Below are 24,645 nucleotides of genomic sequence, written 5' to 3'. Positions count from 1 at the left end.
TCGATTCCAGCGCAACAAGGATCTGCGCGTCCCTCCGGGGCCGACGATGTCGTCGCGGACCCAGTCCTGCATGGAGAGTGGCAGGGTCCGCCCGAGTACATATCCGACCAACTCGCATCGAATTAGGTTGCCTCCGTGGCAATGTCATGTAATCTCCTCAATCGGACGAACGGGCGGGTGCGAGCACAGAGCAGACCCTCCGATCCGTTACCAACGAGCCGAACCGGGGCGGGTCGGGGTGATCCCACCCAGCGGGTATGCGACCACGTCAACAAATAGTTAATGCTCTAACTAGTAGTGCATTAACTATGTGCGCACCGTCTCACCTCGGTTCATGTATCTCGGCGCAGCACCCTCACCAGACGCGACCCGGCAGATGCATGAGCACACCGGGGCGTGTCGTCCACGAGTCCCACCGTGCGCGGCGCGTCCCGATGAGTTTCGAGCACGGAGGAGGTCTACCAGGTCATGAGAAAACTGATCTACGGAATCGGCACGTCTCTGGACGGCTTCATCAACGACCACGACGGCAACATCGACTGGACCGAACCCGACGACGAACTGCACCAGTTCCACAACGACAGGTTTCGCGACATCGAGATCTCACTGCACGGCCGTCGGCTGTACGAGCTGATGGCCGAGTACTGGCCGCACCTGCCGGAGGACGCGTCGCCCATCGAGCGGGAGTTCGGCGAGCTCTGGACGCAGAAGCGCAAGGTGGTCTTCTCTCGGACCCTCGACGAGGTCCGGTGGAACAGCACCGTGGTCAGCGAGAATGCGGTCGACGAAGTCCGCCGACTCAAGGAGGAGGGCGATGGCGTCATGGAGGTCGGTGGCGCACACCTCGCAGCCTCGCTGCTACCGCACGGTCTCATCGACGAGTATCAGCTGTTCGTCTCCCCGGTGATACTCGGCGGCGGCACACCATTGTTCCCCCCACTGGACACGCGGATCCGGCTCCGGTTGGCGGAGACGCGGCACTTCGACACCGCGGTGATGTTGCGCTATCTTGCGACCGGCCCGTGACCGCCCACCCGGCGCCGTCGTGACAAAACCGTTATAGTCGGCACGATGACTTCAGTTCTCGGTGTGTCGGTGGGTGCCAGCGCTGTGCGCATCGCGCGCTGTGATGCCGAACCCTTCGACGGCTCTGTCTTCCGCTCCCGGTCGGTGACCGCGACGCTCGACCGACCGGAGGACCTCGCCGCCGAATCCATCGAAACGGTGCTCGCAGAGACCGACCGGACCGACGAAGTCCAGGCCATCGGCGTCGCGTACCAGAGCGAGACGCAGGCAGATACCGTCCAGACCGCGATGCACCGGCTGGAGATCGACAACGTCCGATTGGTTCCCGAAGTGACGGCCGCACTCCGCATGATGGAGGCGTCCGGGGATCTCGCCGGGCACGACACGCTCGTGTTCTACGACCTCGGTAGTTCCGGCCTCACCGTCACCGTCGTCGATCGAACCACCGGGCTTGTGCTGAGCACGGCACGCTCGGACCAGATCAGCGGCGATCTCGCCGACCGGCTGATCCTCGACCACCAACTCGAGCTGCACCGCTTCACAATGCCCGCCGACACCGCATCGCAACTCGCTCTCGCCGCGAGGTGCCGGGACGCGAAGGAGCAGCTTTCCACCAGCGGCACGGCAGTGTGCATTCCGGGCGAAGGCGGTGTGCTGCTGCTCACCCACGACAGCTTCGATGCGCTCATCGACGGCCCGGTGAAGACGTCTGCCCGACTCACCCGGGAGGTCATCCGACGCTCGGGGCGCACCCCCGACGCTGCGGTCCTGATCGGCGGCGGCGCGAACATCCCTCTGGTCGCCTCCGTGATGGAGACGTGGCTGGACCTTCCGGTGATCGTGCCCCCGCAGCCCGAACTGGTGACGGCGGGTGGTGCTGCACTACTGGCCCGCCCGGTGCCGGACGAATTCGCCGACGAGACAGTAGCTATGACGGCTCTACGTGCGCCGGACGAGACGCGCCGAAACGTCGACACCGTGCATGCCGCGGAGACGTCCGCGCCCTCGCGGACACGTCGGGGTCTCGTTCTCGTCGGGAGCGCCGCCGCAGTCATCGCCGCAATCGGCCTCGGCACCGTCCTGCTGCCCGGCTCCGAGGAGGACCCTTCACCCGCCGTCACCCAGCAGAACACCCAGGCGCCGGCAGCGCGGCAAATTGCACCGACACAGCCCGCTGACACCGCGGCGGATGTGCCACCTCCGGAAACCGGTCCGGCCGTGGCCGACCAGCAACCGCCAATCTCGGCGGAGACCGAGATGCCCACCACCTACCAGCCGCAGACGCCGAGTCCGGCGCAGGTGCCGGTCACCCCGCAGACACAGAGCAGCGCGCCGGCCGACACACCGGAGCCACCGCCCGCACCCGAACCTGCGCCTCTCATTCCGGGTCTGCCCCAGATCCAGCTTCCGGAACTCCCCCCGCCTGCTCCGCTTCCCTTGCCGGAGCTGCCTCCGATCCCGGGGTTCTGATTTTGGGGCGGGACGAGATGACAGGGAATTCCATAGTCACACAAGGATTCCGCCAGGGAACACGCCAGTGGAGACTTCTGGTGCTGCTCTCCGCCCTGGTCCTCGCGCCCGCCACTGTGTTGCTGATGGTCGCGATGAAGGCGGCGGGCTCGAGCCCGCTCGACCTCGCGGTGATCGGTGCCGCCGCGCTCGGCCTGCATTGTGCAGTGATCCTCACCGCTCGCTCCACGGTCACTGCATTCGCTGTCGCGTCCGCGGCAATGTTGGTACTGGCATTCGTGCCGGTGCCGGGCTGGTCGAGCGGAATCCTGCTGCCGTCCGCGTTGTGCTTCCTGCTCGTCCTGTGGCGTGTCGTCTTCGATGCGCCGACACCGTGGCCGTGGATCGCATTGGCGGTGGCATTGACCGGAATCGCGGTGGCGGAAGCGATCGGGGCGTCTCGAGCCGACGGTGACTTACCCCAATGGATGCAGACCCTCGAGGCCACACTGCTCATCACGGTGGCGGCGGTGACCTGGGGCATCGCATGGACTGCGCGGATGCAGAACGAACGTGCGGCAGCCGACGCACAGGCCGCTCTGGATCGTGCGCGCCGCACGGAGCGCGCACACATCAGACGCGACCTGCACGACGTCATCGCGCATTCGATCACGCTCATGGTTGCGCAGGCAGAAGCCGCGCGTGTCGGCACCGGTGAATCGCATACGGACGAGTCACTTGCACAGCTCGCCGAGTCGGGACGGAGCGCGCTGCGAGGCTTGCGCGGCATGCTGCGCGTACTCGACGCGGGCCCACCGGGCGCCTCGGATGTGGTGCCGGGCATCGACAGCCTCGACGGCCTTGTGGCCAGAGCTACCACGCCTCTACATCATGTGTCCCTCACCCAGCACGGCATGCGGCGGCCACTCGCCGCCGACGCCGAGGTCGCGCTGGTCCGACTCGTGCAGGAGGGCATCACCAATGCATTCCGCCATCTGGAGGCCCCGGTCTCCGTCGAGGTGACCGTCGACTGGCATCTCGATCACGTCACCGTCCAGGTCAGCGACGACGGCGGACGTGGCCCGCTCCGGACGGGGCCGCCGGGGACCGGCCTGACCGGTATCTCCGAACGGGTCGCGGCAGCCGGCGGCAGTGTCGACATTGCCACCGAGGAATTCTGGACCCTGACCGCTCGATTCCCCGTAGAAGAAGCACTGTGACAACCGCGCACTCCGTTCGGGTTCTGCTCGTCGACGACCAAGTGCTGTTGCGCGACTCCCTGGCGACGGTGCTCGGAGCAGATCCGCGCATCGATGTGGTGGCTGGCGTGGGTGACGGTGCCGCTGCGGTGGAAGCTGTGCGCACGCATCGCATTGACGTGGCCCTCATGGATATTCGGATGCCCGGACTGGACGGCATCCGGGCCACCGAGCAGATCGTGCTGATGGCACCGGCAACACGAGTGCTGATCCTGACGACATTCGACCTCGACGAGTTCGTTCTCGGCGCGGTGCGTGCGGGCGCCAGCGGATATCTCACCAAGGACACTCCACCGGGCCGTCTCGTCGAGGCGATCTGCGATGTCGCGGCAGGAAGCTCCGCGCTCGCGCCGGGAGTCACCGGTTCCGTCCTCGAATATCTGCGGCGAGCACCAGTCCCCGACCGGTCGGCGATCGCGGTGTTGACCGCGCGGGAGGCCGACGTGTTCACCCAACTCGCCGCGGGACGTTCGAACGTCGAAATCGGCCGGGAGCTGCATCTGACGGAGAACACCGTCAAGACGCATGTTCGCGCTGTGCTCGCGAAGCTGGGCCTGCGGGACCGGGTGCACGCCGTCATCTTCGCCTACGAGCACGGACTCGCCGGTGGGTCTCATCCTTCCGGGTGAGGCGGGACATCCGGCCGGGGGATCCTGCGGCGGGTGTGGAGCAGCGAAACTCGGGGTGAGGGCCGAGTGGCCCAGCAGAGGAGACGCTGATGAACCCGCCGATTCCGGTCCGAGCCGAGCAGGTGTCCGTTGCACCAGATCCGTCGATCCGACACACGGTGCTGTGGTTCGTGCTTGTACTGACCGGCCTCACCGCGGTCGTCATGGTGCCGTTGTGGCTCACGGGTGCATCCCCGGACACCTTCAATGCCGTTGTCCCCGTGCTGTCGTGGGCACCGGCCGTGGCGGGTGTCGCGGCATGGTTCGCGAGCGGAAGACGAGTGCCCTTCACGCAGTGGGCCGCGCTTCGTCCGTTCCGGACGGGACGAGTGCTCCGCACTGCAGGGCTGATGCTTGCGGTTTTCGTGACGGTACCTGCCGTCACGACAGCCACCGCGGTGGCTGTCGGAATCGTCGCGTGGCAGCCGACACCGGACGCGCTGGGCCTGCTGCCGCTGGTGCTGCCCTACGCCGTCGTCGCGATGCTCATGACGACGGGCGAAGAGATCGGTTGGCGCGGCGCGCTGCAGACAGCGCTCACGCCGCTCGGCCCGTGGAAGGCAAGCATCGTGATCGCCCTCGCGTGGTCGCTGTGGCACCTGCCGCTCACACTCGGCTTCGCGTCGGGTGGGGGATTGTCCATGCGGGAGGTTGTCGCAACGAGCGTCAACCTCATCATCGCCGGGTGCATCCTGTCCGGGGCTCGACTGCTGTCGGGGTCGATGTGGCCTGCCGCGTGGGCGCACGCACTGATGAATACGACGTTGGTGTTCGCGGCGTCGAATCTCGTCACTCCGTCCACAGACCTCGGCACGGGTGGGTACTGGACGCTGCAAGCGATCAATTGGATCGTGCTCGCAGCTGTTGCCCTCGTGTGCGTGTCGCGCGCAGGTCGCAGCCTGAGGGCAGAGCGCTCACCGCGGATCGACGAGCCGGTCTGCGAGTGACCGGTGCAATACTGGCATAGGCCGCCAGGCGGGGCGCGGAGGTGAAGTTGGAGCCGTCACCACCGAATCGTGGGCGGGGGTAGTGTCCTCGTGATCCCGACGAAGCCGATCGTGTCGACTACTCCGTCCACATCTTGTCGACGAGTTCGAGTCCCTGCTGCGCCCAGGCGATCTCCACCTCACCGCGGGCGATGAGTCCGTCGTACGCAAAGGCCTTGAACGCGACGATCCGCGCGTGTTCTTCAGCAGGATACTTCCGCAGCCGTTGCGCGATGGTCTCGTTGGTGGTGTCGAGAATCGCGGCGCGGACCACGGTCCAGCGGGCGATCTGGTCGGAGTAGTGAGCGATATGGCGACGGAGGAAGTCGCGGGCACCGTCGGGATCGGCCCATTCGAAGTACGCGGCCCGCACGTGCGCGGCATCGCGCACCGGCGCGTAGTCCAGCGGTGAGACCATCCACTCCCGGAATGCCAGAACACCCGAGTCGGTGATCGAGTAGCGGGTCTTGGTGCTCTTCGGCCCCCAGCGCACCTGCTCGCCTTCGATGAGCCCTTCTTTCTCCATCCGGCGAAGTTCCGGGTAGATCTGCGAATCGGGTGCGTGCCACACGTGCCCGACCGATCCGCCGAAGCGTTTCGCGGCATCGTAGCCGGTCAGCGGCTCGGCCGTGAGCAGAGCGAGCAGAGCGTACCGCAGACTCATGGATCACCACCTTCCCGCAGAAGTATTCCATTCTTGCCAAACCACTATATCCATAGATAGTGTGTGCGCCAGCTCACTAACTATCTACATTGATAGATAGTTTGGACTTCAGTGATCGAAGGACCCACACATGACCGACCTCGGACCCGGCGGCGCAACCGCAAAGAACATGGCCTACCCACGCGACACCTGGTACGTCGCCGCGTGGGACCACGAAGTAGGCCGGAAGGAGATCCTCTCTCGCACCATCGCCGGAAAGTCGCTGGCTCTCTACCGCGCCGAAGACGGGCGCCCCGTCGCGCTCGCCGATGCCTGCTGGCACCGACTCGCGCCGCTGTCCAAGGGCACCCTCGTCGGCTCCGACGGCATCCAGTGCCCCTACCACGGCCTGCAGTACAACTCGGCAGGTCGATGCACACACATGCCCGCACAACAGACCATCAACCCGTCGGCGATGGTCGCGTCGTATCCCGTCGTCGAACGACACCGGTACGTGTGGGTCTGGCCGGGGGACCCACTGCTCGCAGACCCCGACACGATCCCCGACATGTTCCAGATGGACTCGCCCGAATGGGCCGGCGACGGCCGCACGATCGATGTGCAGGCCAACTACCAGCTGGTGCTCGACAACCTCATGGATCTCACACACGAAGAATTCGTGCATTCGTCATCGATCGGGCAGGACGAGCTGAGCGAATCCGACTTCGCCGTCACGCACGACGACCGCACCGTCACGGTGACACGGTGGATGCACGACATCGATGCGCCCCCGTTCTGGTTGAAGAACATGCGCGACAAGTTCCCCGGCTTCGAGGGCACGGTCGACCGGTGGCAGATCATCGAGTTCCAGGCACCGTCGACGATCCGCATCGACGTCGGCGTCGCCAAGGCAGGAACCGGAGCACCCGAAGGCGACCGGAGCCAGGGCGTCAACGGTTTCGTCATGAACACGATCTCGCCGATCGACGAACGCACCGCCTTGTACTTCTGGGCCTTCATGCGCAACTACCGGCTCGACAGCCAGCTCATCACCACACAGTTGCGCGACGGCGTTCACGGCGTCTTCCAAGAGGACGAGGAGATGCTCATCGCCCAGCAAGCCGCGATCGACGCGAACCCCGATCACGAGTTCTACAACCTCAATATCGATGCCGGTGGCATGTGGGTGCGGCGTCTCATCCAGCGCATGATCGAAGCCGAACGCACCCTCACCACATATTCGGCCACTCCCGAGCGGGTCCACTGACATGAGCACTGTGCAGAGCAGCTGGCAGCGTGGCCGCGTCACAGCCGTCGGCTCGGCCGCCGATTCGATCGCGAAGATCACCATCGTCACCGACACCCCGGTACGTCCCGAACCCGGCTCCCATGTCGATGTCCGCCTCCCCTCCGGAGACGTACGCTCGTACTCCGTGCTCGCCGGTGACACAGACGGACACAGCATCACCCTCGGTGTCCACCTGTCGCCCACCTCCCGCGGCGGGTCCGTCCATATGCATTCGTTGCGTCCCGGCGACACCCTCGACGTCACCGCCCCACTGCAGAACTTCCCGCTGAGAGTCGGCGCGCCGAGCTACGTTCTGCTTGCCGGAGGCATCGGTATCACCGCGGTGAGCGCGATGGGCGCTGCACTGCGCCACGTGGGTTCCGACTACCGGTTCGTCTACGTGGGCCGCACCCGCTCGGCGATGGCATTCCTGCCCGAACTCGAAGAACTGCACGGTGATTGCCTCGAGATCCATATCGACGACGAAGGAACCGGTCTCGACGTGCCCACCCTGGTCAAGAGCGTGGACGCCCGAACCGAGCTCTACATGTGCGGACCGATCCGCCTCATGGATGCGGTGCGCCGGTCATGGACCGATCGCGCGCTGCCCACGCCCAATCTCCGATACGAAACCTTCGGGAACAGTGGATGGTTCGACGCCGAGGAATTCGTCGTCACCGTACCCGGCCTCGGTGTCACGACCACGGTCGGCACAGGGGAATCGATGCTCGACGCTCTGGAACGCGCCGGAGTAGACATGATGTTCGACTGCCGGAAGGGCGAATGCGGCCTGTGCCAGGTCGGCATCGCCTCGGTGGACGGACTGGTCGATCATCGCGACGTGTTCTTCAGCGAAGCGCAGAAGACCGAGTCCACCAAGATGTGCGCGTGCGTATCCCGTGTCGCGCACTGCCCTTCCAATTCCGCCGCAAGTTTCGCGCCGGGTGTCGTCACCCTCGATATCCCCTGATCTCAGAAGGAATCCCATGGACCTTCGTGCCCGCATCGACGCCTCCCCGATGCGCCCCTACCAGTGGTTGATCGTCGGCCTGTGTGTCGTGCTCAACATTCTCGACGGCTACGACGTCATGGCCTTGGCGTTCACCGCCACGAGCATCGGTGCCGACTTCGGCCTCGGTGGTTCGGAGATCGGCGTTGTGCTCAGTGCAGGTCTGGTCGGAATGGCCATCGGTGCGCTGGCCCTGGCACCGCTCGCCGACCGGATCGGCCGACGCCCGCTCATCCTGATCTCGGTCGCCCTCGCCACTGCCGGTATGGGGCTGTCCGCGACCGCAGGATCCGTGTGGGAACTCGGTATATGGCGGGTGCTCACCGGGCTCGGTATCGGCGGAATCCTCGCCTGCACCACCGTCATCGCCAGCGAGTACTCCTCGGCACGCTGGCGTGGCCTGGCGATCAGCATCTACACGGCCGGATACGGCGTCGGCGCGACCCTCGGCGGCATCGCCGCGGTGAGCCTGCAGGCCGAGTACGGCTGGCGCTCGGTGTTCGTCGTCGGCGCCATCCTCACCGGTGTGGTCCTCGTCCTCCTCGTCGCTCTGCTGCCGGAATCACTCGATTTCCTGACCAGCCGCGGACGCGCATCGGATCTGAACCGGATCAACACCATCGCACGGCGCATCGGACAGGACCCCGTCGTGTCGCTCGATACGCCCTCCGGCACAGGCCCCGTCCGAGCCGGACGCATAACCGATCTGTTCTCCGGTAGCAACATCCGCCCGACAACCCTGCTGTGGGCAGCGTTCTTCGCCACGATGTTCGGCTTCTACTTCGTCAACTCGTGGACACCGTCGCTGCTCGAGACCGCAGGCCTCACGAAGGACCAGAGCGCCACTGCCGGAATGATGCTCACTCTCGGCGGCACCGTCGGATCCATCCTGTTCGGCCTACTCACCAGCCGGTGGTCCACCCGCACCGTGCTGATCACGTTCACCCTGTCCTCGGCGATCGCGATGGCCGTGTTCATCATGTCGATCTCGACGCTGGCCGTCGCGTTCGCGCTCGGCATCGTGATCGGTGGTCTCATCAACGGCAGCATGGCCGGCCTGTACACTTTGGCACCGTCGCTGTACGGACCGCAGATACGAACCACCGGTGTCGGGTCTGCCATCGGAATCGGACGGGCCGGAGCGATCCTCGCTCCCACCGCCGCCGGGGTTCTCCTCGACTCGGGATGGACGCCGGAGCAACTGTACTTCGCAGTGGCCGGCGTTATCGTACTCGCCGCGGTGGCACTACTTGCCATGAAGCCTGCACGGGCCGAATCCACGGCTCCGGATATGGCTCCCTCCGCACTGCGGCTCCGCTGATTCAGGACACTTCGACGAAATTGCCTTGCGCGTCGTAGTACACAGACTGACGGTCGCGCTCGGGCCCGTTGACGATCGCAATCTCCACGACGCCCGACCGGTCTCTGGACACTCTCGGACCGGACGCATCGAGCTCCGCGGGATCACCCACCACTCTGGTGAACGAGTCCTCCCACGCCCGGTGCACAATCTCGGGCGTCACCTCGCCTGCCGGGAACAACGTCGCCTCGAGGGCCTCGTACTTGTCTGCCCCGCCGTAGTCGTAGGGCCGAATCTCGCGACGGTCGGAGTAGATGTTCGCAATGTACTGGTTGAACTCCGTCGGCGCAGCGGGGTCGAGCGCATCGACAGCGAGGCTTCCGGCGGGTGAGTACGAGATCGCCGAGATGCGAATCTCGTTTCTCGACGCTCCGGTCATGTCCTCCAACGCCGTCAGCATCGACTCCACTTCGTCCAGGGTCAACACGGAGGGGTCGGAATCCGCCTGTGCGGTACTCGCGGGAGCTGATTCCGCTGCGTCGGCAGTGTCGTCCGACGATCCGCACGCAGCGAGTGCGGGCAGCAGCGCCAGCGCACCCACCGCGGAGACAAGTCTCTTCATCACAGCTGTACCGTCCTAATCCACGCAGTTCCGATAATCCGGGCAGGATTTTACTGACACCGACGCGGGCGCGGTCCCAGCCGTGCACAAGGTGTGTCCCAGCGCACACTCGGCCGCCTCGGGTGACATGATCCGAGCATGACTGCACCCATCGCACTGCCGCGCATCATGCGCATCGGCGGCGGAGCCGTCCGCGAGATCGGCGACGTCGTCGCGAGCCTCGGCCTGTCCCGCCCACTCGTGGTCACCGATTCGTTCCAGGTCGGCACCGGCGCGGCCGAGAAGATGCTCGACAATCTCGACGCCGCCGGCGCCACCGCGCGCCTGTTTGCAGACGCCGTGCCCGACCCCACCACCGACTCCCTCGACGCGGGTGTCGCTGCACTCGCCGAACACGACGCCGACTCCGTCATCGGGCTCGGCGGCGGCAGCCCGATGGACACCGCGAAGGCACTCGGCATCCTCGGGCGGCAGGGCGGGCAGATGCGCGACTACAAGGCCCCGCGCAACAACGTCGGGCCTGCCCTCCCGATCATCGCCGTGCCCACCACAGCCGGAAGTGGTTCGGAAGCAACCCAGTTCACCGTCATCACCGACAGCAGCAACGACGAGAAGATGCTCTGTCCCGGCCTGGCGTTTCTTCCGGTCGCCGCGGTGATCGACTACGAACTGACACTGTCGATGCCGCCGCGACTGACCGCCGACACCGGTGTCGACGCCCTCACCCATGCCATCGAGGCGTACGTCAGCCGCAAAGCGAACCCATTCTCCGACAGCCTTGCCCTCATCGCCATCGGCACGATCGGCAAGGTACTGCGACGGGTCTATGCCGACGGCAACGACGTCGAGGCCCGTGAGCAGATGATGCTCGCAGCCACCCACGCCGGCATCGCGTTCTCCAACTCGTCGGTGGCACTCGTACACGGCATGAGCCGCCCGATCGGTGCGCACTTCCACGTCGCCCACGGGTTGTCGAACGCAATGCTCTTTCCCGCAGTCACCGCCTTCTCCGTGGTCGCCGCCGCAGCCCGCTATGCCGACTGCGCCCGCGCACTCGGCGTCGCCGCAATCGAAGACGACGACACGACCGCCTCGAACAAGCTCGTCGCAGCACTGCGCGAACTGTGCCGCGACGTCGAGGTCCCCACCCCCAAGGCCTACGGCATCGACAAAGCTCGATGGGACGAACTGATTCCGCTCATGGCCGAACAGGCGCTGGCGTCCGGGTCACCGAACAACAACCCGCTGGTCCCCACCGACGCGGAGATCCGAGACCTCTACGCCCAGGTCTATGGCTGACTGACTGCACATTCAAGGAGACCACCGTGCCCGATCTCAACGAGTGGCTGGGACGCACCGAGCAACACTCTGATTCGTTGCGGGTTCAGCCCGCTCGGTTCATGCAGGCCACACTCGGCCGCACGCCCGACCTGAACGAGGGCGACCCCTTACCTCCGCTGTGGAACTGGCTGTACTTCCTCGAGGCGAAGCCTTCCGGCGAGCTCGGTCGCGACGGCCATCCCGCCAAAGGAGGCTTCCTGCCGCCCGTCTCGCTCCCCCGACGGATGTGGGCCGGAGGACGTTTCACATTCCACGCTCCACTACAGCTCGGTGATTCCGTCAGGAAGCAGTCGACGATCGCCGGCATCGAAAGGAAGCACGGCCGTACCGGAGAACTGTGCTTCGTCACCGTCCGCCACGAGATCTTCTCCGGCGATACGCTCGCCCTCACCGAAGAACACGACATCGTCTACCGTGAAGACCCAGCACCGGACGCGAAGGCGCAGCCGCTGAAGCAGGCTCCCGGCGATGCGGAGGTCTCCGAAACCATCCGCCCCACGCCAGTTCTGCTCTTCAGGTATTCAGCACTGACCTTCAACGGACACCGGATCCACTACGACGTCGACTATGCGCGATCAGTGGAGGGCTATGACGGAATCGTCTTCCACGGCCCGCTGACCGCGACGCTCCTGGTCGACCTCGCTGTCCGCACGGTCGGCAGGGCGCCGAGTCGGTTCAGCTTCCGCGGCCTCGCACCGATTGCGGGGGATGAACCTTTTCACATCGAAGGGTCTCTGGTCGGCGACACCATGGACCTGTGGGCACGCCGACACGATGGCGCCCTGGCCATGCAGGCCGAAGCCCAGTTCGCATGAATTACCGTGTGGTACTGAGGAGTCGAACTGTGTCTATGCATCCCCGGCTCATCACGCTCCGCCGTCCAGCCGGCCGTTCAGCGCGAGATGCGGCCAGTCGGCAATGTCTCGTCGCAGCTGCCGATCATGTGTCGCGAGGACGACCACCGCGTCGGTCGCGCCGAGCGCGTCGGTCAGCTCGTCCACGAGAGTGATCGACAGATGATTGGTCGGCTCGTCGAGGAGCAGAACATGCGGGCGGGACGCGAGCACCAACGCCAGATCGAGCCTGCGCTGCTGCCCCATCGACAGGTCTCGAACTCGTTGCTCCAGATCGTGTTCGGTGAACAGTCCCAGATCTTCGAGTGCCACCGATTCTCCCTCCGGCACTGTACCGGACGACATGAGCGCGCCGATGTGCCTGTCGTACACCTCGCGCACCCGTGACACGGAGGGAGCGGGCGACTCCTGAGCGAGTCGCCCCACTCTCACGAGCTCCGCGATATCCAGATCACCCGAGGTGGGTGCCAATTCACCCGCCAGCACAGCGAGGAACGACGACTTCCCTGCGCCGTTCGGCCCGGCCACCACGAGCCGGGCCCCCGCACCGAGAGACAACGACACAGGCGTGACCAGCCGCCCCGACACCGTGACGTCCTCGGCCCGGATCAGCGGCTCATCACGATCGAGCCCGTCGAGCTCAGCGCCGAGTGCGGGCATCGAGAATCTCAATGGTGGTGGTGGAGTGGTCACCGCATGCTCGTCGAGCGCGTCCTGTCGCCGGTGCACCGACTGCACCAGCGCAGGCGCACGGGTGGCACGCTGATGCTTGCCGGTGCCCTTGTCCGGCCGCCATCCGGTGACGAGCCGGTCCTGGGCTGCCTCGAGGTCGACCGCGAGACGTGCATGCTCGGCCTGCTGACGCGCGTACTGATCGACCCACCGCCCGTATTCCGCGTCACGACCTTTGCGATATCCGGTGTATCCCCCGCCGTGCAGGCGAGGACGGCCGTCCGCACTGGGATCGAGGTCGAGGATCGACGTCGCGACATCCGTCAGGAGTGCACGATCGTGACTGACGAGGACTACGCCGCTGCGGGTCTGTTGCAGCCGTCCGGTGAGGTACTCGAGCCCCGACGCATCCAGATGGTTGGTCGGCTCGTCGAGAAGCAGGAAATCGTGCTCGGCGCCGAGCAAGGCGGCCAGCCGGACGCGGTAGCGCTGCCCCACCGACATCGCGGCGAGTAGACGCGACCGGTCGGTCACCGCCCCCAGCGCTTCGAGGGCGGAATCGACGCGCCGATCGGCGTCCCACGCGTCGAGTTGTTCGGCTGCGTCGAGGGCATCGGCATACGCGTCCGCCGCACCGGGTTCCTCGTCGGCGAGAGCGACTGTTGCCGCATCGAGCAGGCGCAGCACCTCCCGGACGTGGACGAGCTCGATGTCGATGAGGTCGCCGACGGTGCGGTTCTCGGTGACAGTCATTTCCTGCCCAGCGACACCGAGCGACCCGAAGCACCGCACCGTGCCCTGGTCGGGTTCGAGCCGGCCCGCGAGCACATTGATCAGTGTCGTCTTGCCGCGACCGTTGTCGCCGACGACACCGAGCCTCGAACCGGGCGTCACAGCAAGGTCGACACCCTGCAGTACAGGATGGCCACCGCGTGCGATGTGAACGTCGATCGCGCCGAGTTGTGCACTCGCGCGTTGGGGCAAGGTAATGGTGATGGTCATTCTTCCTCCGAACGGAGGCGCGTCACCCACGAGAATTCGAAGGGACTGCGCTTCTGACGAACGGCCGTGTGGACGGCCGGGGACACACGTCGACCCCGCCCGGCTACATCACGGGTCGCGGGGCCTGCGTCGTCAGTGGAAAATAAGCGCTTGAATCACGTCGTCCAGGATACGTATGTATGGCCCGAGGTCAATCGATTTATCCCGACCGGGCACGAGCAGGCGTGCAAGGATGCGGAGGACGGCAGGTCGACTACCCGGCAGGAGACGCCCATGCAGCACACCGAGTCCTCGTTCAGCGGGGGCAACGGCACTCGGATCGTGTACGACCTGTGGTCGCCCGACAACGCAGAGATCACCGGAGTGTTGGTGCTCGCGCACGGCCTCGGCGAGCACGCCCGTCGTTACGACCACGTCGCTCAGCGCCTGACCGAGTTGGGCGTGGTGGTGTTCGCGCCCGACCATCGCGGCCACGGCCGCTCGGGAGGAAAACGACTGCATGCTCGGGAAATGTCGGATTTCACCGACGACCTCGACGAATTGTTCAATATCGCAACGCAGGCCTATCCCGGTCTGCCGGTCTTCTTGCTCGGTCATTCGATGGGCGGGGCCATCGCGTTGGCGTATGCACTCGACCACCAAGATCGCCTGACTGCGCTCGCATTGTCCGGGCCCGCGGTGATCGTCACGTCCGGTACCCCTAGCATCGTCGTGGAGATCGGTAAATTGATCGGCCGCTTCCTCCCCGACCTGCCGGTACAGAAGCTCGACAGCAACGCCGTGTCGCGCGATCCGGTGGTCGTCGCGGCGTACCAGGCCGATCCGCTTGTGCACCACGGGTTGGTTCCCGCAGGAATCGCGCGTGTCCTCATCGTCAACGAGGAGAGCATAGAGAGTCGGCTGTCGTCATTGACACTGCCGGTGTTGGTCCAGCACGGCACGGCAGACGCACTCACCGACCCAGCCGGGTCGCAGCTGATCGCCGACCGGGCCGGCTCGGAGGATCTGACCTTGAAGCTGTACGACGGGCTGTTCCACGAGGTGTTCAACGAGCCCGAGAACGACAGGGTGCTGGGAGATCTCGTCGAGTGGTTACGCCCTCGTATCTCCCCCGAAAGGTGAGTGACGCTCGATGACCACTCGCATGCCCATCGCATTCATCGGCCACGGCAGCCCGCTCAACGCACTCGAATCGAACCGGTACACCCGCGCGTGGGCCGCGTTCGGGAAGTCGATGCCGACACCGCGCGCGATTCTGTCCATCTCGGCGCATTGGTTCATCAACGCAACCGCAGTGACCGCGATGCCGTCACCGCGCACGATCCACGACTTCTTCGGCTTCCCACAGGAGTTGTTCGACGTCGAGTATCCGGCGCCCGGTCTCCCCGAGCTGACCGAGGAGATCGCGGACCTCGCCCGCCCGAAATGGGTGGGCGACGACATCGATTCGTGGGGCATCGACCACGGCACGTGGTCGGTGCTCACCCACATGTTCCCTGAGGCAAACGTGCCGGTGGTACAGCTGAGCCTCAACGCGTACAAGCCGCTCGAATACCACGTCGAACTCGGGGCGTCGCTCGCATCACTGCGGGATGCCGGTGTGCTGATCGTCGGCAGCGGCAACATCGTGCACAACCTCCGCAGCATGGATCGGACGAAGCCCACCGAGGGTTTCGATTGGGCGCGGCGCTTCGACGAGGCTGCCGGTGAACTACTGCGTGACCGACCCGGTGATGCCGCTGCATTGCAGGAGCATCAGGATTTCGCGAAAGCCGTTCCGACGCCGGACCATTTCCTGCCGATGCTGTATTTCGCAGGTCTGCTCGCCGCGTCCGGGGAACAACCGGACGTCCTCGTCGACGGGGTCGACTACGGGTCGTTGTCGATGACGGCATATACCGCAGGTGTGGAGTGCCCGTCCGACGCCGAGAACAGCGGGCACGGCGCGAGGCTTGCTGGTTCGATGGATCCGTCGAACACATAGCGGATCAGGCATAGTTACTCAGGCGGCACGGCCGTCGTCGAGTGCGACGACGGCACGCCGCGCGAATCGGGTGCTCAACGCGATCAGTTCCCTCGCTTCGGGCAATGCTCGCGCGAGGACCGGCCACGCGTGGATCTGCTCGCGCCACAGGTGTGTTTCCACTGTGCGTCCAGCCTCGCCGAGGCGCTCTGTCATGTCCTCGACGTCGGGGCGGGTCAGCTCGAACTCTGCTGCGCACAGGAACATCGGAGGGAAATGTGTCGGGTCGGCATCGACGGGGTTCATCTCGCCCTCGATCGCTTCCTGCCCCGCGAGCCAGCGCGGGCGCAGCTTTTCGAGCGCCTCGATCGGCAGGTAGGCGTCCTTCTTCATGTACTCGAGATCGTGGTCGGAGTCGTCGAGGTCCAGGCTCAGCAGCGGCGAGTAGCCGATGATGGCTGCAGGTCGTTGGAGTCCGCGTCGAGCAGCGATCTCCGCGACCTTGACGGCTAGATACCCACCGGCCGAGTCGCCGCCCACGATGATCCGGGTGGGATCGGCGGCAACCTCGAGCAGGGCAGCGTACGCATTCATCGCGTCGTGGACCGATCCCGCAATCGGGACCGCCGGGACCTGCCGGTAGTCCATCGAGTACACAGGCGCCCCCGAATCGAGCGCAAGTTGCACGCACAGCTGTCGGTGCGTCGACGGTCCACAGAAGATGAAACCGCCGCCGTGGAAATACAGGATGGTGGCGCCCTCGAGGGGATCATCGACGGGTTTGGGCGAGATGATGCACTCGCCGGGCACTCCACCGAGATCGGTGTCGACGATCCGCACCGACCGCGGCCTGGGGGTGACCTTGTCGACCACCCACGAGAGCCGGCCGAGGAGACCGATACCGAAGTCGTTGCTCGGCCAGATGCTCAGGATCGGCTTGACGAGGATCCGAACCACCCAGAGAAGGATCAACGCGATCCGACTCGTCCGATCGTGCCAGGTCACAGAAGCACTGGAGCTCATGTGCACACACTATGGGACAAATCGGGTGGCGGGTACGCGACGTTGCACACGTCGAGGCCCGTCTTGCGGATTACCACACTCGACCTGTCACTGGAGACGCAGAAGTGGCACGAAAAGTTCGTCGTCGGTGAGTGCACCGTGCTGACCTGGTAATTCTGACATCACTCGCTCCCCGTCTGTGCGGATGACGGACGACTCCCCCTTCCCGATCGCGACGATGTCGCCGATGCGTCCGACGAGCGTCGGCGTGGGCTCGGGCCCGAACAAGCCGGCGGCGAGCACATCGTCGCGGGTGCCGACCCACATGTCGTCGCCGAGTTCGTTTCGCCAGCGTTCGAGCACCTTGCCGACGCTGTCGGTGTAGACGTGTCGGCAGCGGGGTTCACCGGCGATGACGCTCACGCCCTCACCCAGGCCCGAAGTGTGATCGAAGTCCACGCGGCGCCCGCGGGAGGCATCGATCATGCCGTGATCTGCGGTGACGAGAAGTCGCGCGTCGCGGGGAAGCGCCGAGGCAAGCTGCTCGACGAACCGGTCGACGACGGTGAGCTGCGCGAGCCACGCATCCGATTCAGGCCCGTACACGTGGCCGAGCGTGTCGACCTCGCCGAGGTAGCAGTAGACGAGGCTACGCTCGTCGGCACCGATCGCCGACACCACGCGGGCAAGCAGGTCGCCATAGGCGGAGACCCCGACGAACGTGCCACCGCGCAGGACAGCGCGGGTCAGGCCGCTGCCGTCGAAATGCCTCGGCACGACGGTGGTGACGGCGATGCCCGCATCAGTGCCACGCTCGAACGCTGTCGGGTGCGGTTGCACGTCCTCCGGGACCAATTCATCGCGCTTGTCGATCGCGGTGCCCGCGAGAGTCCAGCGCAACCAGTTGACGGGTCCTTCGATCTCGTCGACGTACGACTGATAGCCGGTGATGCCGTGGCGACCTGACGGGAGGCCAGTACCGAGAGAGGCGATGCTCACCGCAGTGGTGGTGGGGAACCCGGCGCGGATCGAGTGCCCGGGGGCGGAGGTGAGGAACGGCGCCGCTTTCTCGTTCCGATGCAGTAGTTCCCAGCCCATCCCGTCGACGAGCAGAACGACGGTCCGGGAGCACTCGGCAAGTCCGAGGCGGTTCATCTCGCCGGCAACACCCGCAGAGGCGAGCACCGACGGCAGGAGGTCGGCGAGGGTGGGTTCGTCGTACACGTCGCGCAGCGGCAGGCTCATACTCCGAGTATGGACCGGACTCACCCCGGCCGTCTCTTTCCGCTCGCCACGCCAACAATCACGGCCCCCACAGTGAGACATCTTTCTCTATGTGGCTGTCGAGCACCCCAAGGACGCCGCGCCCTTCACCTGCCGGTACCCAGTCCGACGCTGAACGCTCCTACGGTGGCGTACAGCCGACTGAAGAGGTCATCCAGGTTATTCGCGGACCGGTAAGGGGTGGGCTACTCCACGGTTGCCTCGAGCGCGAAGAAGAGGAACCCGGGCGCAGTGGAGAAGTGGGGGAAACCCTCGGCGTACAGGTCGCGGGCTTCTCGTAACGGCTGCGGCTCGGTGATGCTCGTGAGGCGGAACCCGGCCGACGCGAAGGCGTCGAGCATCTGCTGCATCGATTTGCGCCAGAATCGCATCGGAACCCGCTTCCCGCCGAACTCCCACTCGAACTCATAGCTGGTACTGGCGAAGTAGTCCGGCCGGGGCTCCTGGATGGCGTACGCGACGATCGGGTGGTCGACGGACGCGAACAGGCGGCCGCCAGGCCGGAGCACGCGCCGCATCTCGGTCAGCGTCGGGCCCCAGTCCTCGAGGTAGTGCAGCACCAGCGAAGCGATTACGTCGTCGAACCCGCCGTCGTCGAACGGCAGCGGGTCGTTCAGGTCGGCTACGCGCAGATTGACGCCGTTGCCGAGTCGCTGCCTCGCGAGGTCGAGCATTCCGGCACTGGCGTCGATCCCCGTGACGGTCGCACCGCGCTCGCGGAGGGCGGAGCTGAGTGAGCCAGATCCACACCCTGCGTCGAGGATCCTGCGGCCCGCCACATCACCAGCCAAGGCCAGCATGGCGGGCCTTTCGTAGTACGCGTTGGCGAGGCTGTCGTCGTTCTCGGCCGAGTAGGCAACAGCGAAGGCGTCGTAGTCGTTGGATCGCGGCTGCTTTTCGGTCTCGCTGACCGTATGTCCGTCCTTCATACGGACCATGATGCACTTCGGCTGCAACAAGTTGGCGATCACCTACCGCGCAGGGAGTTTTCCGTCTTTGACGCACGCCCAGACTGTTCCTCCGTCACGCACAGTTGGTCACGAAGGATCCTCTTCCACAACGCGACACCGTAGGTCTCCCGCTTGTTGATGGGATGGGAAATCTTGGTGCGTAGTATCCGCCCGTCACCAAGCACCAATTCGTAGCGATAGTGATCCGGGCTCTTCCCGCCGGTACCTGCATGAGAGGTGCAGGTCCACCCCTCGGCCTCGCAGAACTTCTGATGATCCTTATGCGATGCGACGGGCCAAAACCTACCCACCGACCCGCTTCATCAACCACTCGTGCAACTCGGCGTCGGTCATTGCCTGAGCCATGTACACCAACGGGACATTACTCTCGTGGTTCGGAGCATGGCGCAGCCGCGACACCCAGTCATCGCAATACACGCGAATGTCGTCCACCAGTTCACCCACGGCGTCCGACCACGACTCGCCTTCGGTGGCCAGCGGGTACCCGGTGACGGCGACGGTGTACAGCCCATCGCTGGGCTCGTACTCGGAATCCACGACAACCAGTGTCTCGAGAATGCTTCGGAGCACCGCGGTCTTCACCACCGAGACCGGCCCGTCCTGAGCATGCTTGCGCGACCTCCCCCGCTGTACGCAGACCATCAGTCCATCCTGAGCGGCATCGATCACCTCGGACAGGTGTTCACGACTCTCCGTGAACGTGTCGTAGCGCAAGGTCGGCCGATCGTCGATTACCGTCATCGCACACCTCACCATCAGTTCATTATGCGCAGGGAACGGCCTGGCCAGACCCAATCTTTCCGCTCGCCGAGGTCGTCAGGGCTTCCGGTACCCATACCTGACGCGCCTCATGGCGATTGCGGACCCGCGGATCCGGATGTCGGACATGCAAGTGCCGCCGTCCGCGATGGCGACCGCAAGGTTCACGGACACCCGTCCGCGGTCGTGCACCACATCCGGCCGGGTGATCGCGTCGGACAATACGCTGGTCAGGCCAGTGCGGTCGGCGAGCATCCGGGTGATCACGCTCCCAGCGCGGGAGATGACGTCGTTGCCGCGGACTTCGATGTCGAGACCTCGGGACCAGTTGATAGTCTGCATCTGAGAAGTGCGTCCGTTCCGTGGATCTTGGTGTCTTCGAAAAACCCCATTATCCTTGAGTTGGAGCACTTTTCGCGGTTCCGAAACCCGGTGTCGCGTTACCCTGTGAATAATCCGAGCCGGCAGCCCAGCATCCGGACGCCAGAACCGTCCAAGCATCACCTCGAGGTGCATCTCCACACCCCTCATCCTCGATCGGTCGCGACACGCTCAGAGTGCATTGAAAAGCCCGTTCAGCCTGACACTGCGCAGCCGTTCAAAGCGTCAGGACACCGGGACGTGATCGTCGAGGAACTTCTGTGTCATCTCGGCAATCGTGGACGCCTGCGCATGAAACAGATAGTGGTGCCCATCCAGCACCGTGACCCGCTGGATGGACGGGTTGCTGATCGCAGCGTCGTGCGAGGACTCCCATTCCGGGTCCGCAGTCAGCGACGACGAGGCCAAGAAAGACATGGCCGGCATCGCCGACGGGAAGGTCGCCCCTTCGATTGCGCGTACGTTCTCGGCTTCGCTTGCAGTCTCCGCGAGCATGGTCGAGTTCAACACCCACGAGTACGCCCGAAGATACAATTCTTGCTGTTCAAGGGTGTATTCGTCGGCGTCGCCGAGGCTTTCCCGGTAGTCAGCTGCAAGTCCCAGATAATCGGTGCGTGTATCCAGGGCGATCAGGTCACGGACACCGCCCAAAGCAGTGACGGTGGACATCCAGCCCGGCCACTCCGGCGTGCCCTCGGCAAGTTCGGTCGTGTAACGCTCATCGTCGAGCCCGACCACGGCAGCGACCTCGTCAGGAAGATTCGTGGCCCACCACATCGCATACAGTCCGGAGATCGAATGGGGCATCAGGACATAGGGCCCATCCAATCCTAGAGTCGTGAGTGCAGAACGGATCTCGTTGACGATGCCCTCGCTGGTTCGAGGTGCGTCGGTGCCTTCGCTCAGACCTAATCCGAAGTTCTCGATGGTGACCACTGTGTTCTGCTCAGCGAGGCGCTGCGCCAATGGGGCGAAGTCGAGAATCGGTTCGGGTGTGCCCAATCCAGGCATGAGAACAAGGGTTCGCGGACCGGAACCCTGGACCGCGACGCTCATCCGATGTCCGTCCACATCGACGTAGCGGTGCACGAGTCCGATGGCCTGTTCGATGGCATGCTTGTCGCGGGGCGTCTGCCACCAGTGGAAGACTGTCGACCCTGCGACGCCGACGACGACGATCGCAACCACCCCGAGGAACATCCATGTGATCACGCGAAGGAATCGACGTCGCAGCTTCCGACCTTCCGAACCAGCCCCGCCGCTCGGGACGTCGTCGACCTGATCTCCCGGTTGAACGTCCATGGTCATCGGATCGAGCCCGAGGCGTCCGTCATGCAAACAACCTATCCAATGATATTGGTCGGGGACAGGATCATTCTCTCGCGCGTCGTAGACCCACTTCGCTCGGGTCCAGTGGCGATGATGCACCAGTCCGATCAAGTATCCGTTCCATGGTGCGCCACAGTGGCCTTCGCGATCTGCCGTTCCAGGCGGCGTACCTGCACCAGGGATACGTCCAGTCGAATAATTCCCAGTCTACTGGTGCGTGTATAGCGGCCACACACGATCAGACCTCCGTCGTCGCAGATACACCATGGACGATAACCCTGCTCACCGGCGGCTCGGAAGAGTCAGCGAGAACCGAGGGTGTTGATCTGCACTGATAACACGCCCCTGCCCGCCTCCGTTCCAGCTGCACCGGATGCGGTCAGGAACGTGGAGCGGATCGCAGCCTCCTGGTGATGAGGCCTGCGGCGCGGCCTCGAGTACATCATCCCCTCGCGGACTGCGCCGAGCGCCTGGTTACAGTCGAACGATGCTGTCACCGAGACTGTCCATGCTGTGGGAAACAGTCGATCCGGAAAATGCGCTCCGGGAACGATTCGGATTCGACAGCTTCGCCGCAGCTGAAAACTGGATCTCGACAGTACTTGCGGCGACGTGGGACATCACCGCGACTTAGCGGCTCTCGCATGGTGATCAGCGACCACAACGCGATCACCTGGGTGCAGAGCACCCAGGGCACGCTGGTGGTGAAATGGTCAACATTCCGGTCGCAGCGCCGATCACAGCGGTCAACGGGAGCACGCGAACCTCGCTCGACGGACCGACAGGTGCACTGTCGGTCACCGTCCTTCCGGAGCTGTCCGGGGACTGGTTGGACATCACCGACCAGGCAGCGGTTCGTTCGGCAGGAGCATCCCTGGCCGATGTTCATCGAGTACTCGGTACCAGCCCAGTTGTGCTGATCAGATTTGGATCGTCGAAGACCACTCGGGTGACAGCCCGCTGACCCGTCCTACGCATGCCCTGCAGCGGCAGATGCCGTCAGACAGTTGACCCCAAACAGGGCCTTGAGATCTCCGAACAGGGCTGGAGTCTTGTGGATTCGGAACTGCGGGTCGATTGCCAACCGCGTCGTCCTTGCACTTCCAGTGAGAACTATCTGCACCTCGGTTTCCCCAGGGTGACGATGCAGGACGTCACGAAGAGCTTCGACGTTGGGTCGTGTGCACGCGTGCAGTGGGAGGGTGAGGGTGATCGGGGCCGAGGACTGCCCGCCATTCCCCAAGACGGGCGTGGAGATATCGACGGCGACGACTGAGGTCCTGCCCTCGCGGATGTTGACGTTCGCGGTGACGAGCAAGACGGAATCCTCGGTGAGAGTGTGCTGAAAGCTGGTGTAGGTCGAGGAGAAGACGAGCACTTCGGTGGCAGCGTCGAGGTCCGCGACCTCGACAATTGCCCAGGGCTCGCCCTTCTTGTTCACACGGCGGTCGACCGATGCGACGATGCCGCCGATCACGATCTTCTCGCCGTGACGGACCTTCCCTGCGTGCACGGCTGCGATCGAGGTGTCCGTGAGCGATGTGAGCGCTGCTGCGATGCCGTCGAGGGGATGACCCGACACGTACAGGCCCAGCATCTCGCGTTCGAGCGCGAGTTTGTGCTTGGTGTCCCACTCCTCGTCGATCACCTTCACGTCGAACACCGACGTGATCGACTCGTCGGCGTCGTCGCCGCCGCCGCCGCCGAACAAGTCGAACTGGCCGACAGCCTCCGCCTTCTTGGTGCCCATCACCGCGTCGATCGCGTCGACGTGCACCAGGAACAGGCCCTTGCGCGGATGGTCCAGGGAATCGAAGGCGCCGGCCTTGATCAGCGACTCGGTGACCTTCTTGCTGCACGCCACCGTGTCGACCTTGTTCAGGTAGTCAGAGAAGTCGGTGAACTTCCCCTTCTCGGTGCGGGCCGAGATGATCGAGCCCACCACGTTCGCGCCGACGTTGCGGACCGCGCCGATACCGAATCGGATGTCCTCGCCGACGGAAGCAAAGTTCACCACCGACTCGTTGACATCCGGCGGCAGCACCGTGATACCCCGCTTACGGCAGTCCGCCAGGTAGATGGCCGTCTTGTCCTTGTCGTCGCCGACGGACGTGAGCAGGCCGGCCATGTACTCGGCTGGGTAGTTGGCCTTGAGGTAGGCGGTCCAGTACATGACCAGGCTGTAGCCAGCGGCATGTGACTTGTTGTAGGCATAGCCGGCGAACGGCAGCACGGCCTCCCACAGAGCGGTGACTGCTTCATCGCTGTACCCGGTGGCGCGCATACCGTTGCGGAAGTTCTCGAACTCGGCGGCGAGCACCTCTGGCTTCTTCTTGCCCATCGCGCGGCGCAGCAGGTCGGCTTGGCCGAGCGAGTACCCAGCTACCTTCTGAGCGATCTGCATGATCTGCTCCTGGTAGACGATCAGTGCGTACGTCTCGCCCAAGATCTCGCGGAGCGGTTCGTCGAGCTCCGGATGGATCGGTGTCACGGCCTCATGGCCGTTCTTGCGGTCCGCGTATGCCCAGTGAGCCCCGACCCCCATCGGACCGGGCCGGTAGAGTGCGTTCGATGCGATGAGATCGTTGAACTCGGTCGGCGCCATCCTGAGTAGAAGCTCACGCATACCCGCCGAATCGAGCTGGAAGACACCAAGATTGTCGCCGCGAGCGAGCATCGCGTAGGTAGCTTCATCATCCAGTTCGAGAGCGTCGAGGTCGAGTTCGATCCCCCGATTGTCCCGGATATTGTCGATCGCATCACCAATGACCGTGAGATTGCGCAAACCCAGAAAATCCATCTTCAACAGGCCAATGGCCTCACACGACGGATAATCC

Annotated in this window: 23 protein-coding genes and 2 pseudogenes; 14 read left to right on the top strand and 11 right to left on the bottom strand. The window is 64.7% G+C overall.

What is annotated here, in order from left to right:
* Positions 1–6: 6 nt before the first annotated feature.
* A pseudogene (locus ACZI8W_RS09835) lies at positions 7–111 on the bottom strand (DUF5313 family protein); the annotation flags it as partial.
* Positions 112–468: 357 nt separating this feature from the next.
* Here ACZI8W_RS09835 and ACZI8W_RS09830 point away from each other — a divergent pair.
* From ACZI8W_RS09830 to ACZI8W_RS09810, 5 genes and pseudogenes are all read left to right on the top strand, one after another.
* Complete coding sequence (locus ACZI8W_RS09830) at positions 469–1,026, top strand: dihydrofolate reductase family protein (protein ID WP_463368309.1); 558 nt, start codon at positions 469–471, stop codon at positions 1,024–1,026.
* Between the two features lie 45 nt (positions 1,027–1,071).
* A complete protein-coding gene (locus tag ACZI8W_RS09825) occupies positions 1,072–2,496 on the top strand; it encodes a DUF7159 family protein (protein WP_463368308.1) in 1,425 nt (474 codons plus the stop codon).
* Between the two features lie 80 nt (positions 2,497–2,576).
* A complete protein-coding gene (locus ACZI8W_RS09820) occupies positions 2,577–3,695 on the top strand; it encodes a sensor histidine kinase (protein ID WP_463368307.1) in 1,119 nt (372 codons plus the stop codon).
* Positions 3,692–4,363: a response regulator gene (locus tag ACZI8W_RS09815; RefSeq protein WP_463368306.1), complete on the top strand. Its 672-nt coding sequence runs from the start codon at positions 3,692–3,694 to the stop codon at positions 4,361–4,363. The genes ACZI8W_RS09820 and ACZI8W_RS09815 overlap by 4 nt, the downstream gene beginning before the upstream one ends.
* An 89-nt stretch (positions 4,364–4,452) precedes the next feature.
* Positions 4,453–5,151, top strand: a pseudogene (locus tag ACZI8W_RS09810) (lysostaphin resistance A-like protein); the annotation flags it as partial.
* Positions 5,152–5,467: 316 nt separating this feature from the next.
* On the opposite strand, the gene ACZI8W_RS09805 reads toward ACZI8W_RS09810, so the two are convergent.
* Complete coding sequence (locus ACZI8W_RS09805) at positions 5,468–6,052, bottom strand: PadR family transcriptional regulator (protein ID WP_463368305.1); 585 nt, start codon at positions 6,050–6,052, stop codon at positions 5,468–5,470.
* A gap of 130 nt (positions 6,053–6,182) precedes the next feature.
* Here ACZI8W_RS09805 and ACZI8W_RS09800 point away from each other — a divergent pair, with 130 nt between their 5' ends.
* The 3 genes from ACZI8W_RS09800 to ACZI8W_RS09790 are packed head-to-tail and all read left to right on the top strand — an operon-like array spanning position 6,183 to position 9,649.
* A complete protein-coding gene (locus ACZI8W_RS09800) occupies positions 6,183–7,298 on the top strand; it encodes an aromatic ring-hydroxylating dioxygenase subunit alpha (RefSeq protein ID WP_463368304.1) in 1,116 nt (371 codons plus the stop codon).
* A gap of 1 nt (position 7,299) precedes the next feature.
* Entirely contained in the window at positions 7,300–8,289 is a 990-nt protein-coding gene (locus tag ACZI8W_RS09795) for a PDR/VanB family oxidoreductase (RefSeq protein WP_463368303.1), read from the top strand.
* Positions 8,290–8,305: 16 nt separating this feature from the next.
* The gene (locus tag ACZI8W_RS09790) at positions 8,306–9,649 is read left to right on the top strand and encodes an MFS transporter (protein WP_463368302.1); all 1,344 of its coding nucleotides are present in this window, start codon (positions 8,306–8,308) and stop codon (positions 9,647–9,649) included.
* A gap of 1 nt (position 9,650) precedes the next feature.
* Here the strand turns inward: ACZI8W_RS09790 and ACZI8W_RS09785 are convergent, their stop codons facing one another.
* Positions 9,651–10,250, bottom strand: a complete 600-nt coding sequence (locus tag ACZI8W_RS09785; protein ID WP_463368301.1) for a hypothetical protein — start codon at positions 10,248–10,250, stop codon at positions 9,651–9,653.
* A gap of 138 nt (positions 10,251–10,388) precedes the next feature.
* On the opposite strand from ACZI8W_RS09785, the gene ACZI8W_RS09780 reads away from it, so the two are divergent.
* Both ACZI8W_RS09780 and ACZI8W_RS09775 read left to right on the top strand, forming a co-directional pair.
* A complete protein-coding gene (locus tag ACZI8W_RS09780) occupies positions 10,389–11,549 on the top strand; it encodes an iron-containing alcohol dehydrogenase (protein ID WP_463368300.1) in 1,161 nt (386 codons plus the stop codon).
* A gap of 26 nt (positions 11,550–11,575) precedes the next feature.
* Positions 11,576–12,406, top strand: a complete 831-nt coding sequence (locus ACZI8W_RS09775) for an HTD2 family dehydratase (protein ID WP_463368299.1) — start codon at positions 11,576–11,578, stop codon at positions 12,404–12,406.
* A 51-nt stretch (positions 12,407–12,457) separates the two neighbouring features.
* On the opposite strand, the gene ACZI8W_RS09770 is transcribed toward ACZI8W_RS09775, so the two are convergent.
* Positions 12,458–14,119: an ABC-F family ATP-binding cassette domain-containing protein gene (locus ACZI8W_RS09770; RefSeq protein ID WP_463368298.1), complete on the bottom strand. Its 1,662-nt coding sequence runs from the start codon at positions 14,117–14,119 to the stop codon at positions 12,458–12,460.
* 273 nt (positions 14,120–14,392) lie between these two features.
* On the opposite strand from ACZI8W_RS09770, the gene ACZI8W_RS09765 reads away from it, so the two are divergent.
* Positions 14,393–15,241 (top strand): alpha/beta hydrolase, encoded by an 849-nt coding sequence (locus tag ACZI8W_RS09765; RefSeq protein WP_463368297.1) that lies wholly within the window; start codon positions 14,393–14,395, stop codon positions 15,239–15,241.
* A gap of 22 nt (positions 15,242–15,263) precedes the next feature.
* The gene (gene ygiD / locus ACZI8W_RS09760) at positions 15,264–16,103 is read left to right on the top strand and encodes a 4,5-DOPA-extradiol-dioxygenase (RefSeq protein WP_463368596.1); all 840 of its coding nucleotides are present in this window, start codon (positions 15,264–15,266) and stop codon (positions 16,101–16,103) included.
* A gap of 18 nt (positions 16,104–16,121) precedes the next feature.
* Here the strand turns inward: ygiD and ACZI8W_RS09755 are convergent, their stop codons facing one another.
* From ACZI8W_RS09755 to ACZI8W_RS09730, 6 genes are all read right to left on the bottom strand, one after another.
* Positions 16,122–17,105 carry an alpha/beta hydrolase gene (locus ACZI8W_RS09755; protein WP_463368296.1) on the bottom strand — a complete coding sequence of 328 codons (984 nt, stop codon included), beginning with the start codon at positions 17,103–17,105 and terminating at the stop codon, positions 16,122–16,124.
* A gap of 87 nt (positions 17,106–17,192) precedes the next feature.
* Positions 17,193–18,329, bottom strand: coding sequence for an alkaline phosphatase family protein (locus ACZI8W_RS09750; RefSeq protein WP_463368295.1), 1,137 nt, complete (start codon positions 18,327–18,329; stop codon positions 17,193–17,195).
* 224 nt (positions 18,330–18,553) lie between these two features.
* On the bottom strand, positions 18,554–19,297 hold the full coding sequence (locus ACZI8W_RS09745; protein ID WP_463368294.1) for a class I SAM-dependent methyltransferase: 744 nt from the start codon (positions 19,295–19,297) through the stop codon (positions 18,554–18,556).
* Between the two features lie 324 nt (positions 19,298–19,621).
* Positions 19,622–20,080, bottom strand: coding sequence for a hypothetical protein (locus ACZI8W_RS09740; RefSeq protein WP_463368293.1), 459 nt, complete (start codon positions 20,078–20,080; stop codon positions 19,622–19,624).
* Between the two features lie 75 nt (positions 20,081–20,155).
* The gene (locus ACZI8W_RS09735; protein WP_463368292.1) at positions 20,156–20,440 is read right to left on the bottom strand and encodes a hypothetical protein; all 285 of its coding nucleotides are present in this window, start codon (positions 20,438–20,440) and stop codon (positions 20,156–20,158) included.
* A 264-nt stretch (positions 20,441–20,704) separates the two neighbouring features.
* Positions 20,705–21,691 (bottom strand): alpha/beta fold hydrolase, encoded by a 987-nt coding sequence (locus ACZI8W_RS09730; RefSeq protein WP_463368291.1) that lies wholly within the window; start codon positions 21,689–21,691, stop codon positions 20,705–20,707.
* A 604-nt stretch (positions 21,692–22,295) separates the two neighbouring features.
* Between ACZI8W_RS09730 and ACZI8W_RS09725 the strand changes: the two genes are divergently transcribed.
* Both ACZI8W_RS09725 and ACZI8W_RS09720 read left to right on the top strand, forming a co-directional pair.
* Positions 22,296–22,442 (top strand): hypothetical protein, encoded by a 147-nt coding sequence (locus tag ACZI8W_RS09725; RefSeq protein WP_463368290.1) that lies wholly within the window; start codon positions 22,296–22,298, stop codon positions 22,440–22,442.
* Positions 22,443–22,517: 75 nt separating this feature from the next.
* On the top strand, positions 22,518–22,772 hold the full coding sequence (locus tag ACZI8W_RS09720; RefSeq protein WP_463368289.1) for a hypothetical protein: 255 nt from the start codon (positions 22,518–22,520) through the stop codon (positions 22,770–22,772).
* 6 nt (positions 22,773–22,778) lie between these two features.
* Here the strand turns inward: ACZI8W_RS09720 and dnaE are convergent.
* A partial coding sequence (gene dnaE, locus ACZI8W_RS09715; RefSeq protein ID WP_463368288.1) for a DNA polymerase III subunit alpha occupies positions 22,779–24,645 on the bottom strand: 1,867 nt, incomplete at its 5' end.

The sequence above is a fragment of the Rhodococcus ruitaii genome, from assembly GCF_055230935.1.
The sequence above is the reverse complement of the archived record's forward strand: the minus strand, read 5'-3'. Positions and strand labels throughout refer to the sequence as shown.